General features: G+C 74.9%; 11 protein-coding genes and 1 pseudogene. 7 read left to right on the forward strand and 5 right to left on the reverse strand.

The features are described from left to right. Positions 1-39: 39 nt before the first annotated feature. The gene (locus GQS52_RS24635; protein WP_182315643.1) at positions 40-705 is read right to left on the reverse strand and encodes a fasciclin domain-containing protein; all 666 of its coding nucleotides are present in this window, start codon (positions 703-705) and stop codon (positions 40-42) included. Positions 706-1,333: 628 nt separating this feature from the next. On the opposite strand from GQS52_RS24635, the gene GQS52_RS24640 reads away from it, so the two are divergent. From GQS52_RS24640 to GQS52_RS24650, 3 genes and pseudogenes are all read left to right on the forward strand, one after another. Continuing rightward, positions 1,334-3,082 (forward strand): molybdopterin-dependent oxidoreductase, encoded by a 1,749-nt coding sequence (locus GQS52_RS24640; RefSeq protein WP_259370954.1) that lies wholly within the window; start codon positions 1,334-1,336, stop codon positions 3,080-3,082. Positions 3,083-3,296: 214 nt separating this feature from the next. After that, on the forward strand, positions 3,297-3,497 hold the full coding sequence (locus GQS52_RS24645) for a cold-shock protein (protein WP_182315645.1): 201 nt from the start codon (positions 3,297-3,299) through the stop codon (positions 3,495-3,497). Between the two features lie 72 nt (positions 3,498-3,569). Then, positions 3,570-4,919 (forward strand): annotated as a pseudogene (locus tag GQS52_RS24650) (DEAD/DEAH box helicase); the annotation flags it as partial. A 334-nt stretch (positions 4,920-5,253) separates the two neighbouring features. Here GQS52_RS24650 and GQS52_RS24655 read toward each other — a convergent pair. Further along, positions 5,254-6,897, reverse strand: a complete 1,644-nt coding sequence (locus GQS52_RS24655; protein ID WP_259370955.1) for an alpha/beta hydrolase — start codon at positions 6,895-6,897, stop codon at positions 5,254-5,256. A gap of 402 nt (positions 6,898-7,299) precedes the next feature. Between GQS52_RS24655 and GQS52_RS24660 the strand changes: the two genes are divergently transcribed. From GQS52_RS24660 to GQS52_RS24670, 3 genes are all read left to right on the forward strand, one after another. Continuing rightward, positions 7,300-7,695, forward strand: a complete 396-nt coding sequence (locus GQS52_RS24660) for a hypothetical protein (RefSeq protein WP_182315648.1) — start codon at positions 7,300-7,302, stop codon at positions 7,693-7,695. Positions 7,696-7,742: 47 nt separating this feature from the next. Then, on the forward strand, positions 7,743-8,714 hold the full coding sequence (locus GQS52_RS24665) for a transcriptional regulator (RefSeq protein ID WP_259371220.1): 972 nt from the start codon (positions 7,743-7,745) through the stop codon (positions 8,712-8,714). A gap of 200 nt (positions 8,715-8,914) precedes the next feature. Beyond that, entirely contained in the window at positions 8,915-9,289 is a 375-nt protein-coding gene (locus GQS52_RS24670) for a hypothetical protein (protein WP_182315650.1), read from the forward strand. Positions 9,290-9,374: 85 nt separating this feature from the next. Here GQS52_RS24670 and GQS52_RS24675 read toward each other — a convergent pair whose 3' ends face one another. Continuing rightward, entirely contained in the window at positions 9,375-11,099 is a 1,725-nt protein-coding gene (locus tag GQS52_RS24675) for an acyl-CoA dehydrogenase family protein (protein ID WP_182315652.1), read from the reverse strand. Between the two features lie 61 nt (positions 11,100-11,160). Next, positions 11,161-11,718 carry a PadR family transcriptional regulator gene (locus GQS52_RS24680; protein WP_182315654.1) on the reverse strand — a complete coding sequence of 186 codons (558 nt, stop codon included), beginning with the start codon at positions 11,716-11,718 and terminating at the stop codon, positions 11,161-11,163. A gap of 146 nt (positions 11,719-11,864) precedes the next feature. Between GQS52_RS24680 and GQS52_RS24685 the strand changes: the two genes are divergently transcribed. Further along, on the forward strand, positions 11,865-12,404 hold the full coding sequence (locus GQS52_RS24685) for an isochorismatase family cysteine hydrolase (RefSeq protein WP_182315656.1): 540 nt from the start codon (positions 11,865-11,867) through the stop codon (positions 12,402-12,404). 139 nt (positions 12,405-12,543) lie between these two features. Here GQS52_RS24685 and GQS52_RS24690 read toward each other — a convergent pair whose 3' ends face one another. Next, positions 12,544-13,002: a hypothetical protein gene (locus tag GQS52_RS24690; RefSeq protein ID WP_182315658.1), complete on the reverse strand. Its 459-nt coding sequence runs from the start codon at positions 13,000-13,002 to the stop codon at positions 12,544-12,546. Positions 13,003-13,118: the final 116 nt, after the last annotated feature.

The raw sequence follows: 13,118 nt of genomic DNA on the forward strand, positions 1-13,118 counted from the left end.
GCGGGGGCACGGGGATCCCCCGCGCCCCGCGGCGCGGGGTCAGGACGCCGCGGGCATCAGGACGTCGTCGACGATGTACACGGTGGCGTTCGCCGTCATGACGTTGCCGCAGACGACCTTCGCCTTCCCGTCGACCTCGTAGTCCTCCCCGGAGCCCGAGGTGGTCAGGGTCTGCTCGGCGAGGGTGTCGAACTTCCCGTCCTCGAGGTCCTGCGGCGTCAGCCTCTTGCCCACCACGTGGTGGGTGAGGATCGTGGTGAGCTGCTCCTTGTCGGCCAGCACCTTGTCCAGCTCGGCCTTGGGGATCTTGGCGAAGGCGTCGTTGGTCGGCGCGAACACGGTGATGTTCTCGGCGCTGTTGAGGGTGTCCACCAGGCCGGCCTTCTTGACCGCGGTGACCAGCGTAGACAGCACCGGGTTGTTCGAGGCCGCGGTGGCCACCGGGTCCTGCGCCATGCCGTCGAAGCTGCCCGCGCCGTCCTCGGGCACGGCGGAGCAGGCGGCGCCGAACGGCTTGTCCGAGGCCGGCATCGCCTCCGCGGCGCCGGACTCCTCCTTCTCCTCCTGCCCGGCGGGGGCGGAGGAGGCGGCGCTGTCGTCCTTGGCGGTTCCCGTGTCCTCCCCGCCGCAGGCGGCGAGGGAGAAGGAGAGCGTCGCGGCTGCGGCGACGGCGACGGCGGCACGGGGGATGCGGCGGGTACGCACGGGGTTCACTCCTGGTGGATAAGGCGGTTTTCCCGACAAAACGCCGGGCGCGGGGTGCGGCGGTCCGTGGCCGGCCGTCGGTGACGGGCGGTCCGGGCCGTCCTCTTCGGTTGTCGCCCTCGGTCGCGAGGGCCGGACGGCGACCGCGCCGCCCCGGTCACGGAAGGGCGTTGTCGGCCGTCACACCCCGTATCCGTGGCCGCGGCGGCCGCGGATTGGTCCGGATCGGGGAATTTCTCCCCGGCCTCCGTTCCCGGCCTCTTCGGCTCCCTCCCCGTCCCCGCCACTCCCGCCGTCCGCCCGGTTCCCGCCCCGTCCGTGGGTGCGGCGGCCCTCCGGCACCCATCCGCGGGCCCCGCGGCCGCGAACCCCTGTCGTGAGCGACCGACGACAAGACCCCCGAACCGAACCGCCCGGCGGGACCACCGCCCCGCCCGGCGGCCCCGGGCCCGGCAGCGCCGAGTCCGACGGCCCTGCCCCCGGCTGCCCCGGGTCCGGCTGCCCCGGGTCCGGCGGCCCCGGGTCCGTCTGCCCCGGGCCCGTGCACCCGGCTCTCCCTGCCCGTCCGTCGGGGCGCCCGGTACGCCCGGCGCACCCGGGCCGCCGGGGGCGGCGTGCGGCTGCGGCGTTGAGCGGCCTGCTGGCCGGCTTCGCCGCGCTGTCGGCCGCCGAACTCGCCGCCGCCGCAGTGCGGCCGGAGGCCGGTCCGGTCACCGCGGTCGGCGGCGCCGTCGTCGATGCCGCCCCGCTGCCGCTCAAGGACTTCGCCGTCCGCACCTTCGGCACCTACGACAAGCCGGTGCTGCTCGGGGGGATCCTCCTCCTGCTGGCCTGCATCGCGGCCCTCCTGGGGCTGCTCGCCCCGAGGCGCGGACGCGCGGCGGCGGCGGGAGTGCTGCTCCTCGGCCTGGTGGGGGTGCTCACGGCGGCCGCCAGGCCCGGCGGAGGCCCGTGGGACGCCGCGCCCTCGGCCGTCGGCGCCGTGGTCGGCGCGGCCCTGCTCCGCCACCTCGCAGGGCTGCTGCGCGGCCCCCACCAGGGGCGGAAGGCTCCGGAAACCCGGACCCCGGCCTTCGACCCGGCCCCGCGCCCGAACCCGGACCCGGCTTCCGACCCGGACCCGGCTTCCGACCCGGACCCGGCTTCCGACCCGGACCCGGCTTCCGAGCCGAGCCCGGCCCCCGACCCGACCCCGGCCCGGACCCCCGTGCCCGGCCCCGCCGGTGCGCCCGAACCGCCCGGTGCCCCCGAGACGCCCGAACCGCCCGAGGCGCCCGGCGCCGACGGTTTCGACCGTCGCCGCTTCGTGCTCACCGCGGGCGCGGCGGCCGCGGTCTCGGCGGGGGCCGGGGTCGCGGGCCGCCGGCTCGGCGCCGGACGGGGGGCCGGTGCGGCGGCCGCACGCGGTGCGCTGACCCTTCCGGCGCCGGACTCCCCGGCCCCGCGGCTGCCCCGCGGCACGGACCTGAAGCTTCCCGGCCTGAGCCCCTTCACCACCCCCGTCAAGGACTTCTACCGGGTCGACACCGCCCTGGTCGTCCCGAGGGTCGACGTGCGCACCTGGCGGCTGCGCCTGCACGGCCGGGGGGTCCGCGAGGAACGGGAGTTCACCTACCGGGACCTGGCGGAACGCCGCACCGTCGAACGCGACATCACCCTGACCTGCGTCTCCAACCAGGTCGGCGGCCCGTACGTCGGCCACGCCCGGTGGACCGGCGTCGAACTGGCCGCCCTGCTGCGCGAGGCCGGGGTCCGCCCGCCGTCCGAGGGCGGTCCGGCCGACCAGCTGGTGGCCCGCTCGGTCGACGGCATGACCATCGGCACCCCGGTCGAGACGGTGCTCGACGGCCGCGACGCCCTGCTGGCCCTGGGCATGAACGGCGAGCCGCTCCCCTTCGAGCACGGCTTCCCGGTCCGCATGGTGGTGCCCGGCCTGTACGGCTACGTGTCGGCCTGCAAGTGGATCGTCGAACTGGAGCTGACCTCCTTCGACGACTTCGACGCCTACTGGGTCAGGCGCGGCTGGGCCCGTGAGGCGCCGGTGAAGACGCAGTCCCGCATCGACACCCCCAAACCGTTCGCCTCCGTGGCGGCGGGCAGGGTCGTGGTGGCCGGGGTGGCCTGGGCCCAGCACCGGGGGATCGGGCGGGTGGAGGTCCGCGTCGACGGCGGCCGGTGGCGGCCGGCGGAACTCGCGGCGGAGGCGGGGACGGACACCTGGCGCCAGTGGTCCTGGGAGTGGGACGCCCGGCCGGGCTCGCACCGCCTGGAGGTCCGGGCCACCGACCGCACCGGACGCACTCAGACGGGTGAACGGGTCGGCACGGTGCCGGACGGGGCCGCCGGGTGGCACTCGGTGGTGGTGAGCGTCGCCTGAGCGGGGCGCACCCCCGCGCGGACGGGCCGGGCGGGGGCGTGCTAGGGTTCTTCGGAGTTGCAGTAGTGGTTCCCATGAAATTTTTGTGCGCCTCACGGTTGTGGCCGTAGGCGCATTTGTTTTTTCCGGACTCCTCCGGCGTGGGCCGATCATCACGGCGACGCGGAGCACGTCGAACGTGTGCTCCGAAGCAGTCCCACGAAGGAGATTCATCATGGCTACCGGCACCGTGAAGTGGTTCAACGCCGAAAAGGGCTTCGGCTTCATCCAGCCCGACGGCGGCGGCCCGGACGTGTTCGCCCACTACTCGGCGATCCAGGCCCAGGGCTTCCGCGAGCTCCAGGAGGGCCAGCAGGTGAGCTTCGACATCACGCAGGGCCAGAAGGGCCCGCAGGCGGAGAACATCACCATCTGATCTCCCCCCGCCCAGGCGGTCGAGGGCCCGCACCGTGCGCGGTGCGGGCCCTCGTGTGCCGATCCCACACCTCCGGAAGGCCCGTCCATGTCCCGCCCCGCCGCGTCCGCCTTCGACGAACTGCCGCTCGATCCGGTTCTGCTGAAGACGCTGGCCGACAACGGCGTCACCACCCCGTTCCCGATCCAGGCCGCCACGCTGCCGGACTCCCTGCAGGGCAGGGACGTCCTGGGCCGGGGCCGCACCGGGTCCGGCAAGACCCTCTCGTTCGGACTGCCGCTGCTCCACCGCACCGCGGGGAAGCGCGCCGAGCCGCGCCGCCCCCTGGCCCTCGTGCTGGTGCCCACCCGTGAACTGGCGCAGCAGGTCACCGACGCGCTGACCCCGTACGCCGAGCGGCTCGGGCTGCGGACCGCCACCGTCATGGGCGGGGTGTCGATCACCCGCCAGATCGGTGTCCTGCGGCGCGGCGCCGAGGTCCTGGTGGCCACCCCGGGCCGGCTGAAGGACCTCATCGACCGGGACGCCTGTGCCCTGGACCGGGTGAGCATCTCGGTGCTGGACGAGGCGGACCACATGGCCGACATGGGCTTCCTGCCGCAGGTCACCGGCCTGCTGGCGCAGGTGCCGCCCGGCGGGCAGCACATGCTGTTCTCCGCCACCTTGGACAACAACGTCGACAAGCTGGTCCGCCGCTTCCTCACCGACCCGGTGACCCACTCGGTGGACGCCCCCGCGGCCACGGTCACCACCATGTCGCACCACGTGCTCCAGGTGCTCCCCGAGGACAAGAAGGCGGTCACCAGCCGCATCGCCGCCCGCGAGGGACGGCTGATCATGTTCGTGGGCACCAAGCGGGGCGCGGACCGCACGGTCAAGCAGCTGCTGGCCGCCGGGGTGCACGCGGCGGCCCTGCACGGAGGCAAGTCACAGCCGCAGCGCAACCGGGTGCTGGAGCAGTTCCGCACCGGGCAGGTCACCGCGCTGGTGGCCACCGACGTCGCGGCCCGCGGCATCCACATCGACGGCCTGGACCTCGTCGTCAACGTCGACCCGCCGACCGAGGCCAAGGACTACCTGCACCGCGGCGGCCGGACCGCGCGGGCGGGGGAGACCGGCTCGGTGGTCACCCTGGTCCTGCCCGAGCAGCGGCGCGAGGTGGGCAGGCTGATGCGCGAGGCCGGCATCCGGCTGGAGACCGAGCGCCGGGTGCGCCCCGGGGACGCGGAGCTGGCCGAGGTCACCGGGGCCCGCGAGCCCTCCGGCGTGGCGGTCGTGGTGCCGGTCCCGGCGCAGGAGCAGCCGCAGCCGTCCGCTTCCGGCGGGCGGCGGCGGAATCGACGCGGCGGACGCGGCGGCAGCGGCGGCAGCGGTGGGACGGCGGCCCCCGGCGCAGGGAGCGGTTCCGGGTCCGGCGGCGGACGCGGCCGCGATTCGGGCAGGGACGCCCCCGCCGCGACGGCGCCCGTGGCGGCACGGCCCGCGGCGGGGACGGGGCCCGCGGCGGCTCGGCCCGCGGCGGCACCGCCCGCGGCGGGCAGCAGCGGACGGGGACGCAGCGCGCCGGGGAGGCACGCTCCTCGGACCGGCGGACGGCGGGCTCCGGGGGGACCGGCGGCGCCGGCCGCCGGGGCGGCACGGGCTCCGCGGGCGACGGCGTCGTCGGGGCGAGCCGCCGCGCCGGCCGCGGCCGCGGCGCCCGCCCGCGCTGACGGCCCGCCCGCGCCGACGGCCGGCTCACACCGACGGCCGCCTGCTACGGGCGGGGTGCGATCAGGCGGTGGAGCGCCGCGCCCCGGCCGCCGGTGACGGCGCCGTCCGCCCGTTCCCGCGTGGATCCGCCCTTCCCCGGCCGCCTCGGCGCCGGGGGCGGGGGCGCGTCGCAGACGGCGTCCGGGCCGGCCTTGGCGCGCGGCAGCCTGCCGTCGGCCAGGTAGTCGACCAGGTACCGGTCCATGCAGGCGTTGCCGCTGAACGAGACGCCGTGGTTGGCGCCGCCGTCCTCGACCACCAGCCGGGAGCGTCCGAGCAGCCGGTGCATGGCGGCGGCGCCCCGGTAGGGGGTGGCGGCGTCCTCGCCGGCCTGGAGCAGCAGGGCCGGGGGGATCCGGTGGTTCTCCACGTCCGGCGGGGTCAGGGACGGGGCGGGCCAGAAGGCGCACTGCGCGTTGTACCAGGTGTTGTTCCAGGTCAGGAATGGTGACTTGGCGTGCGCCTTCCGGGCGTCGGCGCGCCAGGCGGACCAGGAGCGCGGCCAGCGCGCGTCGCGGCACCCCACGGCCGCGTAGACGCTGAACCCGTTGTTCCCGGCGGCGTCCACGGCGGCGAGCGAGTCGTACAGCCCGACCAGGGGGCCCTCGTCGCCCTCGTTGGCCCAGGCCGCGAAGCCGGCGGCCAGGTCGGGCCAGTGGCCGTCGTAGTAGCCGCCGTGCGCGAAGGTGTCCTCCAGTTCGCCCGGGCCCACCCGGCCCCCGGCCGGGCGGGCGCGCACGGCCTCGCGCATCTCGTACCACCTGGCCTCGACCCGCGCCGGGTCGGTGCCCAGGCGGTAGACCGCGTCGTGCTCGGCGACCCAGGCCGCGAACGCCTTGTGGCGGGCGTCGAAGGCGTGGTTCTGCTCGAGGTTCGCGTCGTACCAGACGGCCTCGGGGTCGACGACGCTGTCGAACACCAGCCGCCGCACGCGCTCGGGGAACAGCCGCGCGTAGACGGCGCCGAGGTAGGTGCCGTAGGAGTAGCCGAGGTAGTTGACCCGCTCCGCCCCGAGCGCGGCGCGCAGGAGGTCCATGTCGCGGGCGGTGCTCACGGTGTCGACGTGCCGGAGCGTCCTGCCGTGCTTCGCGCCGCAGGTCGCGGCGAAGGACCTGACCCGCTGGAGGTTCGCGGTCTCCTCGGCGCGGTTGCGCGGCACGGGGTCGGGGCGCACCGGGGCGAAGTGGCGGGGGGCGCAGTCCAGTGAGGGCTCGCTGCGGCCGACGCCGCGCGGGTCGAACCCGACCACGTCGTACTGGGCGGCCACCTCCTCGGGCAGTGAGCCGGCGACGAACCCGGCCAGGTCCAGGCCGCTGCCGCCCGGACCGCCGGGGTTGACCAGCAGGGGTCCCTGGAAGGTCTTCGCGGTGTGCGGGACGCGGGAGAGCGCGAGGGTGATCCTCTCGCCGTCCGGGCGCGCGTGGTCCAGTGGCACCCGCAGGGTGCCGCACTGCAGCGTCGGCTGCTTGTCGGTGCCGCACTCCCTCCAGGAGATGCGGCCGGTCCCCGCGGGGGCGGCCGCCCGCGCCCGGTCCTGCGGCGGTGCTCCGGCGGGTGCCGCTCCCGCGGCGGCCGGCGGTGCGCCGGGTACGAGCAGTCCTGCCGCTGCGGTGGCCAGGGCGACGGCCGCTGCCGCGTGTCTTCTCACAAGGTCTCCGGTACGGGTGGGGGCTGGGGCGCGAACGGCGTTGCCGCCGTTGTTGGTTGATGCTGTCTCATTCGTCGCCCCCGGGGCGGTATTTTCCCGCTTTCCGCGTGTGGCTCCCTGTCCGTGCCGTCCTGTCCGCGGCGGGGCCGGCGGGGGCGGCTGCCCGGCGGACCGCCCGATACGCGCGCGATCGGAGAAGAACGGTCGATTTCGATCCGTGACGATCGGTGCCGGTCGCAATTTTTCGCACACTCCTTCATGTGCCGGACGAATTTGCCGCAGTGGGTGCAGTCGGGCACATGACTTCACTAGCCTTCGGTGTCGCTGGTCCCACGTTCCGTGACCGCGAGGGAGGCGTGTCCCGGCGCGTGTGCCGGTCGGGGACGCGAGGAGGAGTTCGGTGTGCCCGGTATGGACGAGTGCCTGTCGGAGGCCATGGCGATGCCCGGGGCCCTCGTGGCGGGCCTGGTCGACTGGACCAGCGGACTCGCCCTGGGCGCACTCGGGGGAGCGGACCCGCAGGAGCACGAGGCGGCCGCTGCCGACGCCGCCGAGGTGGTCCGGGCGGTCGCCGAGAGCCCCACGTTCACCGCGGCGGGCCCCGGGGCCGCCGGCCCCGAGGCGCCGCTCGAGGACGTCATCGTCACCTCGGCGGCCGCCTACCACCTGGTGCGCTTCGTCGACACCGCCTTCGACAGCAGGCTCTTCCTCTACGTGCGGCTGGACCGCGCCACCGCCAACCTCGCCCTCGCCCGCATGGTCCTGCGCGACCTGGCCGAACGGCTCGTACTGGCCTGACGAGGGGGAGGGCGGGCCACTGAGACAGCAGAGCAGGAGGGAAGCCGATGCGGCAGCCGGCCGGTGCGCGCGGCGCGCACGACGCGCACGACGAGAGCGCCCGGCCGTCGGCGGCCGGGCCGCCGCGCGGGAGCCGCCCCGCCCGTCCGGCGCCCGCCGTGCACCCGGCGCGCCACCTCCTCGGCCGGCTGGCCGAGCAGCGCGCCACCGGGGCCCTGCGGGGCCCGGCCGGCACGGTCTACCTCGTCGACGGAGCGGTGCAGCACGCCGAGAGCCCCTGCGCACCGCACCTGGACGTGCTGCTGACCGCCTGCGGCAAGATCTCCCCGCAGGCGTGGGAGGAGTCCGTGCGCGCCGCGGCCCCCGCCCACCGGGTGGGCCGGTACCTGGTCGAGAACGGCCGGCTCACCCGGGGCGAGCTGGAGCTGTGCCACCTGGTGGCGCTGTACGACGCCGCGTTCTTCGCCCTCTCGGGCGGCACCGGCCGGGACGCGGCGGGCCTCGGCGAGTACGGGTTCGAGCCCGGCGCCGTGCACTGGCTGGGGCCGGTCCTGCCGGTGCCGGTGCCGTCGCTGGTCCGTGAGACCGAGCGGCGCGGGGCGCTGCTGGACCGCCTGTCCGACTGGTCCCGTCTGGACGCGGCCGCGGTGGTGCCGCGCCCGCGCCCGGTCGGCTGCCGTCGGCTGCCCACCCCCGGGCAGCGCCGCCTGCTGGAGGCGGCCGACGGCCGCCGCACCCCGGCCGACATCGCCCGGCTGCTGGGGCGTCCGGCGTACGCCACGGTGCTGGACGTGCGGCGGCTGGCGGCGGCGGGACTGGTCGCGGCGCCGGACCGCCCCGCGCCCCCGGCGCCCCAGCGCCGGTCCGGGGCCGCCGCACCGGGAGGGGCGGCCCCCGCAGCCGGGGCCTCCGCCTCCCGGCGGGGCTCCGTCCGGGCCCGCGCGGAGGCGGCGGCCGACTCCGACCCCGGCGTGTCCCTGCTGATCCGCATCCGCAACGCGCTGGAGGCCCGGCTGTGACCCCCGGCCCCGCGCGGTCCGCGGCGGCCCACCGCTGCCACGACCCCCCTCGCCCCACCCGCCCGCGTCCGGCCCCCGGCCGATCCGTCCGATCCGTCCGAACCCCGTCCGATCCCGCATCCCGGCCGTACGGCAGGGAGCCGCCGCGAGGCAGTCCCCGCGGCCGTGCACGACAGACACCGAAAGGACCGCAAGCCACCATGGCGAACACCGAAACGGCGCTGAAGGAAGCAATGACGTCCATCGAGGGCGCCATAGGCGTCGCGCTGGTCGACTACAACAGCGGAATGGCCCTGGGAACCCTGGGAGGGGGCAAGGAGCTCGACCTCAACGTCGCGGCGGCCGGCAACACCGACGTCATGCGGGCCAAGGTCCGGGCGATGGAGATGCTCAACATCCAGGAGTCCATCGAGGACATCCTGATTACCCTGGGCAGCCAGTACCACCTCATGAGGCCGCTGACCGGCCGTTCCGGCAAGGGGCTGTTCCTCTACCTGGCGCTGGACAGGAAGCGGGCCAACCTGGCCATGGCCCGCCACCGGCTGCGCGCCGTCGAGGAGTCCCTGGAGGTCTGAGGACGGCGGGAGGAACGGCGGCGGGCCGGTGCGTCCGCCCGGGGACGGCTCCCCGGGCGGACGCACCGGCCCGCCGGTCCCGGTGTCAGGGATTCATCTCGTAGGCGCCCGACAGGGCCTCCACCCGCTCCCAGACCCGGCCGGACCGCTGCGCGTCGCACGCCGGACGGCGCACCGCCGACAGCGCCCACTCCTGCTGGCCGGCGGTCGCGCCGTCCTTGCCGTGCAGTTCGACGGCGTGGGCGGAGAAGTCGCGCACCAGCACGGCGAACAGCTCGTCCAGGACGTCCTCGTCCAGCCCGGTCAGCCTCGCCTGCTCCAGCACCAGCTGGCCGTAGACGACCAGGGCGAACAGGTGGCCGACCGACAGCAGCAGGTCCAGGTCCTTCCCCTGCTCCTTCCCCGGCGCGTCGCCCGAGGCGGCGAAGGCGGCCAGCGCGTCGGCCTGCCCGCGCAGCAGGGCGACGTTCGGCAGGTGCGCGAACGCGTCGTAGGCGGGCCGCCAGTCGTGGAAGCGGACGGACCCCAGTCCGCGCGCCGGGCCCTGGGCGAACAGGAACGCGTCGTCCGCGGCGTCCAGGCGGGTGGGGACGGGCTCGAATTCCGCCGGGGCCAGCAGGTGGTTGCCGAGGAACTTCAGGATCAGCGACAGGTTGACGTGCACCGTGCCCTCGAGCTTGGGCAGTCCGCGGATCTCGGTCGCCGCCTGCGCGAAGTAGGTGTCCTTCTCGAAGCCCTTGGCCGCGATGACGTCCCACAGCAGGTCGACGACCTTCTCGCCCTCGGTGGTCACCTTCATCTTGGTCATCGGGTTGAACAGCAGGTACCGGCGGTCCTCGGGGCCGGCCGAGCGGAAGTAGTCCACCGCCCGGTCGCTGAACAGCCGCATGGCCACCAGCCGCAGGTAGGCGTCGGTCAGCTCGCGGCGCACGTGCGTGAACGCGGTGACCGGCCGGCCGTACAGGACGCGGTTGTGCGCGTGGGTGACGGCCTCGTACAGGGCGTGCTCGGCGATGCCGACGGAGGCCGTGCACAGGTTGAATTTTCCTACATTGACCGTGTTCAGCGCCGCGTCGAAGGCGGCCTGCCCGGTGTGCAGGACGTCCTCGGCGCGCACCGGGTAGTCCTGGAGCCGGAACTCGCTGACGTACTTCTGCGAGTCGACGACGTTCTTGACCAGGTGGTAGTCGGGGTGGCGGCTGTCGGCGGCGAAGAAGACGTACCCCTCGGGGCCCTCGACGTCCGCCCGGCGCCCGAAGACCGAGACCAGGCCGGCCGCGTTGCCGTTGCCGATGTAGTACTTGCCCCCGTTGGCGCGGAAGCCGCCCTCGCCGTCGGGGGTGAGGACCATGTCGGTGCTGTAGATGTCGGCGCCGTGCTCCTTCTCCGACAGGCCGAAGGCGAACACCTCGCCCGCGTCGAGGAGTTCGGCGGCCCTGGCGCGGGCGGCGGCGTTCCCGCTCTGCCACACCGGCCCCAGCCCGAGGACGGTGACCTGCCAGGTGTACCAGTAGTTGAGGCCGTAGAAGCCGAGGATCTCGCTGAGGGCCGCGTTCCGGGAGGTGTCCCAGCGCTTGTCCGGGTTGCCCCCGGCCTGCGCGGCCGGGGTCATGAAGGTGGCGAACAGTCCCTCCTCGGCCGCGAACTCCAAGAAGTCGGAGTACCAGGCGCGGTCCAGGTAGTCGGCGACCAGCCTCCGCTTGCCGCGCGACTCGAACCAGTCGATCGTGGCGCGCAGCAGGCGGCGCGTCTCGTCGTCGAAGTGCGAGGGGTCGTAGGTGTGCGGGTTGAACAGCAGCGGGTCCGCCATGTGCGGGTCCTCTTCCTGGTCGCCGGAAAACGGTCGGGGTGGCCGGCGGTGCGCGGCCGGCTCAGCTCTCGGCGCGCCCGGCCCGGATCCGGTGCAGGACGGCCAGCACCTCGTCCAGCCAGGCCAGGGTCATCCGCTCGTACTCGATCCCGCCGCGCAGCACCACGTGCACCAGGGCCGCGCCGTCGTCCAGCGACGCCGGGTCGGGGAAGTCGCGGGCCTCGCCGGTGAGGTACTCCTCCAGGCGCGCGGAGTGCGCCGCCCGGTGCCGCTCGACCTCGCCGATCAGGTCCGCCGGGTCGGAGAAGGCCGCGCCGCGGACCTTCACGGCCAGGCCGTGCCGCAGGGTGGCCGGCTCCACGGGTTCGCGCAGCCAGTCCGCCAGGGCCCGGTGGCCCTGCGGGGTGACCGAGTGGACCTTCTTGTCCGGGCGGCCCTCCTGGGCCACCTCGCGCACCTCGATCCACCCGTCGCCCTCCATGCGCTTGAGCACGCGGTAGATCTGCTGGTGGGTGGCGGTCCAGAAGTACCCGATGGAGCGGTCGAACCGCCGGGCCAGCTCGTATCCGGAGCCCGGCTTCTCCAGCAGGGACACCAGGATCGCGTACTCGAGAGCCATGCCGAGCATCCTGCTATGCAACGAGTTGCATGAACAAGGCGGGACGGTATGGACTGCGTCACGTCCCCGTCCGGCGAGGGGCCCCGACCGCACCCCGCCGGACCGGGCCGGCATGACACCCGCCGCCCGCGGGGAACACGCTCCCCATGTCCCGCACCGCACTGATCGTCATCGACATGATCAACTCGTACGACCATCCGGACGCGGAGGCCCTGGTGCCGTCGGTCCGCTCCGCCCTGCCCGGCGTGCGCACGCTGCTGGACCGGGCCCGCGAGGAGGGGGTGCCGGACATCTACGTCAACGACAACTTCGGCCGGTGGCGCTCCCACCACGACGAGATCCTCCGGAACGTGCTCTCCGGCCCGCACGCCGACCTCGTCGAACCGGTCCGCCCGGGCCCGGAGTCGATGTTCGTCGTCAAGGCCCGGCACTCGATCTTCTACCAGACGCCCCTGGAGTACCTCCTGCAGCAGGAGGGCGTCGACCGCGTCGTGCTGTGCGGGCAGGTCACCGAGCAGTGCGTGCTCTACTCGGCCCTGGACGCGCACATCCGCCGCCTGCGGGTGTGCGTGCCCGAGGACGCGGTCGCCCACATCCACCCCGACCTGGCCGAGGCCGCGCTGCGCATGATGGAGCGGAACATGGGCGCCGAGATCTGCACCGCCGGGCAGGTGCGGCTGCGCTGACCGCGGAGGCGGGCCCGCCCGCGGGAAGGCGGCGGGAAGCACAAGGGGCCGGGACCCTTGACGGGTCCCGGCCGGGTGCGGCCCCGTGGCCGACGGCCGGCTGCCCTCCCGGGGGCCGGCGGTCGGCGGGGGCGGGCCGTCAGGCCGCGCGGGCGCTCCGCCGGGGGGCCATCGCGGTCGGGGCCGGCTGCGCCTTCAGCGGGCGCGATCCCGGACCGCCGGCGTGCGAGAACGGCTGGGTGCGCCAGTCCAGGCCCTCGGGCAGCGTCAGCAGCGCCGCGACGCCCGCGTCGTCGTCCCTGGCCGGCAGTTCGACCGCGGCCTCGTCCACGCTGCGGCCGGATCCCTTGCAGACCGTCAGCCCGAACGGGTTCCAGGCGGTGGGGCACAGCGCGTGCCGGGGGAGGACGTCCTCGTCGGTGAAGACCGCGATCGGACGCTCGCAGTCCGGGCACCGAAGCCGGACGATGTCCCAGCTCTCCTCGTCCAGGGCCAACTCCTCATCGATGTCCGGTAGCTCGTCGGGCTCCGGATCGGGTTCCGCGTCGAACGCGGGCGACGTGCGCTGAGCGCGGGTGCTCCGCTTCAGTGCCGGCATGTTTCTCCCCCTCGGGCGATCCCGCAAGGTTCCTCAAGGCTCCACGGCCTCGACCACAGCAAGCACTTCCCGTCATGTGCCTCTGATAATCGCGCAGTTGACCACGGCCGGAAGTA

This window comes from Streptomyces sp. SCUT-3, from assembly GCF_014083985.1.
Taxonomy (GTDB): domain Bacteria; phylum Actinomycetota; class Actinomycetes; order Streptomycetales; family Streptomycetaceae; genus Streptomyces_H; species Streptomyces_H thermolineatus.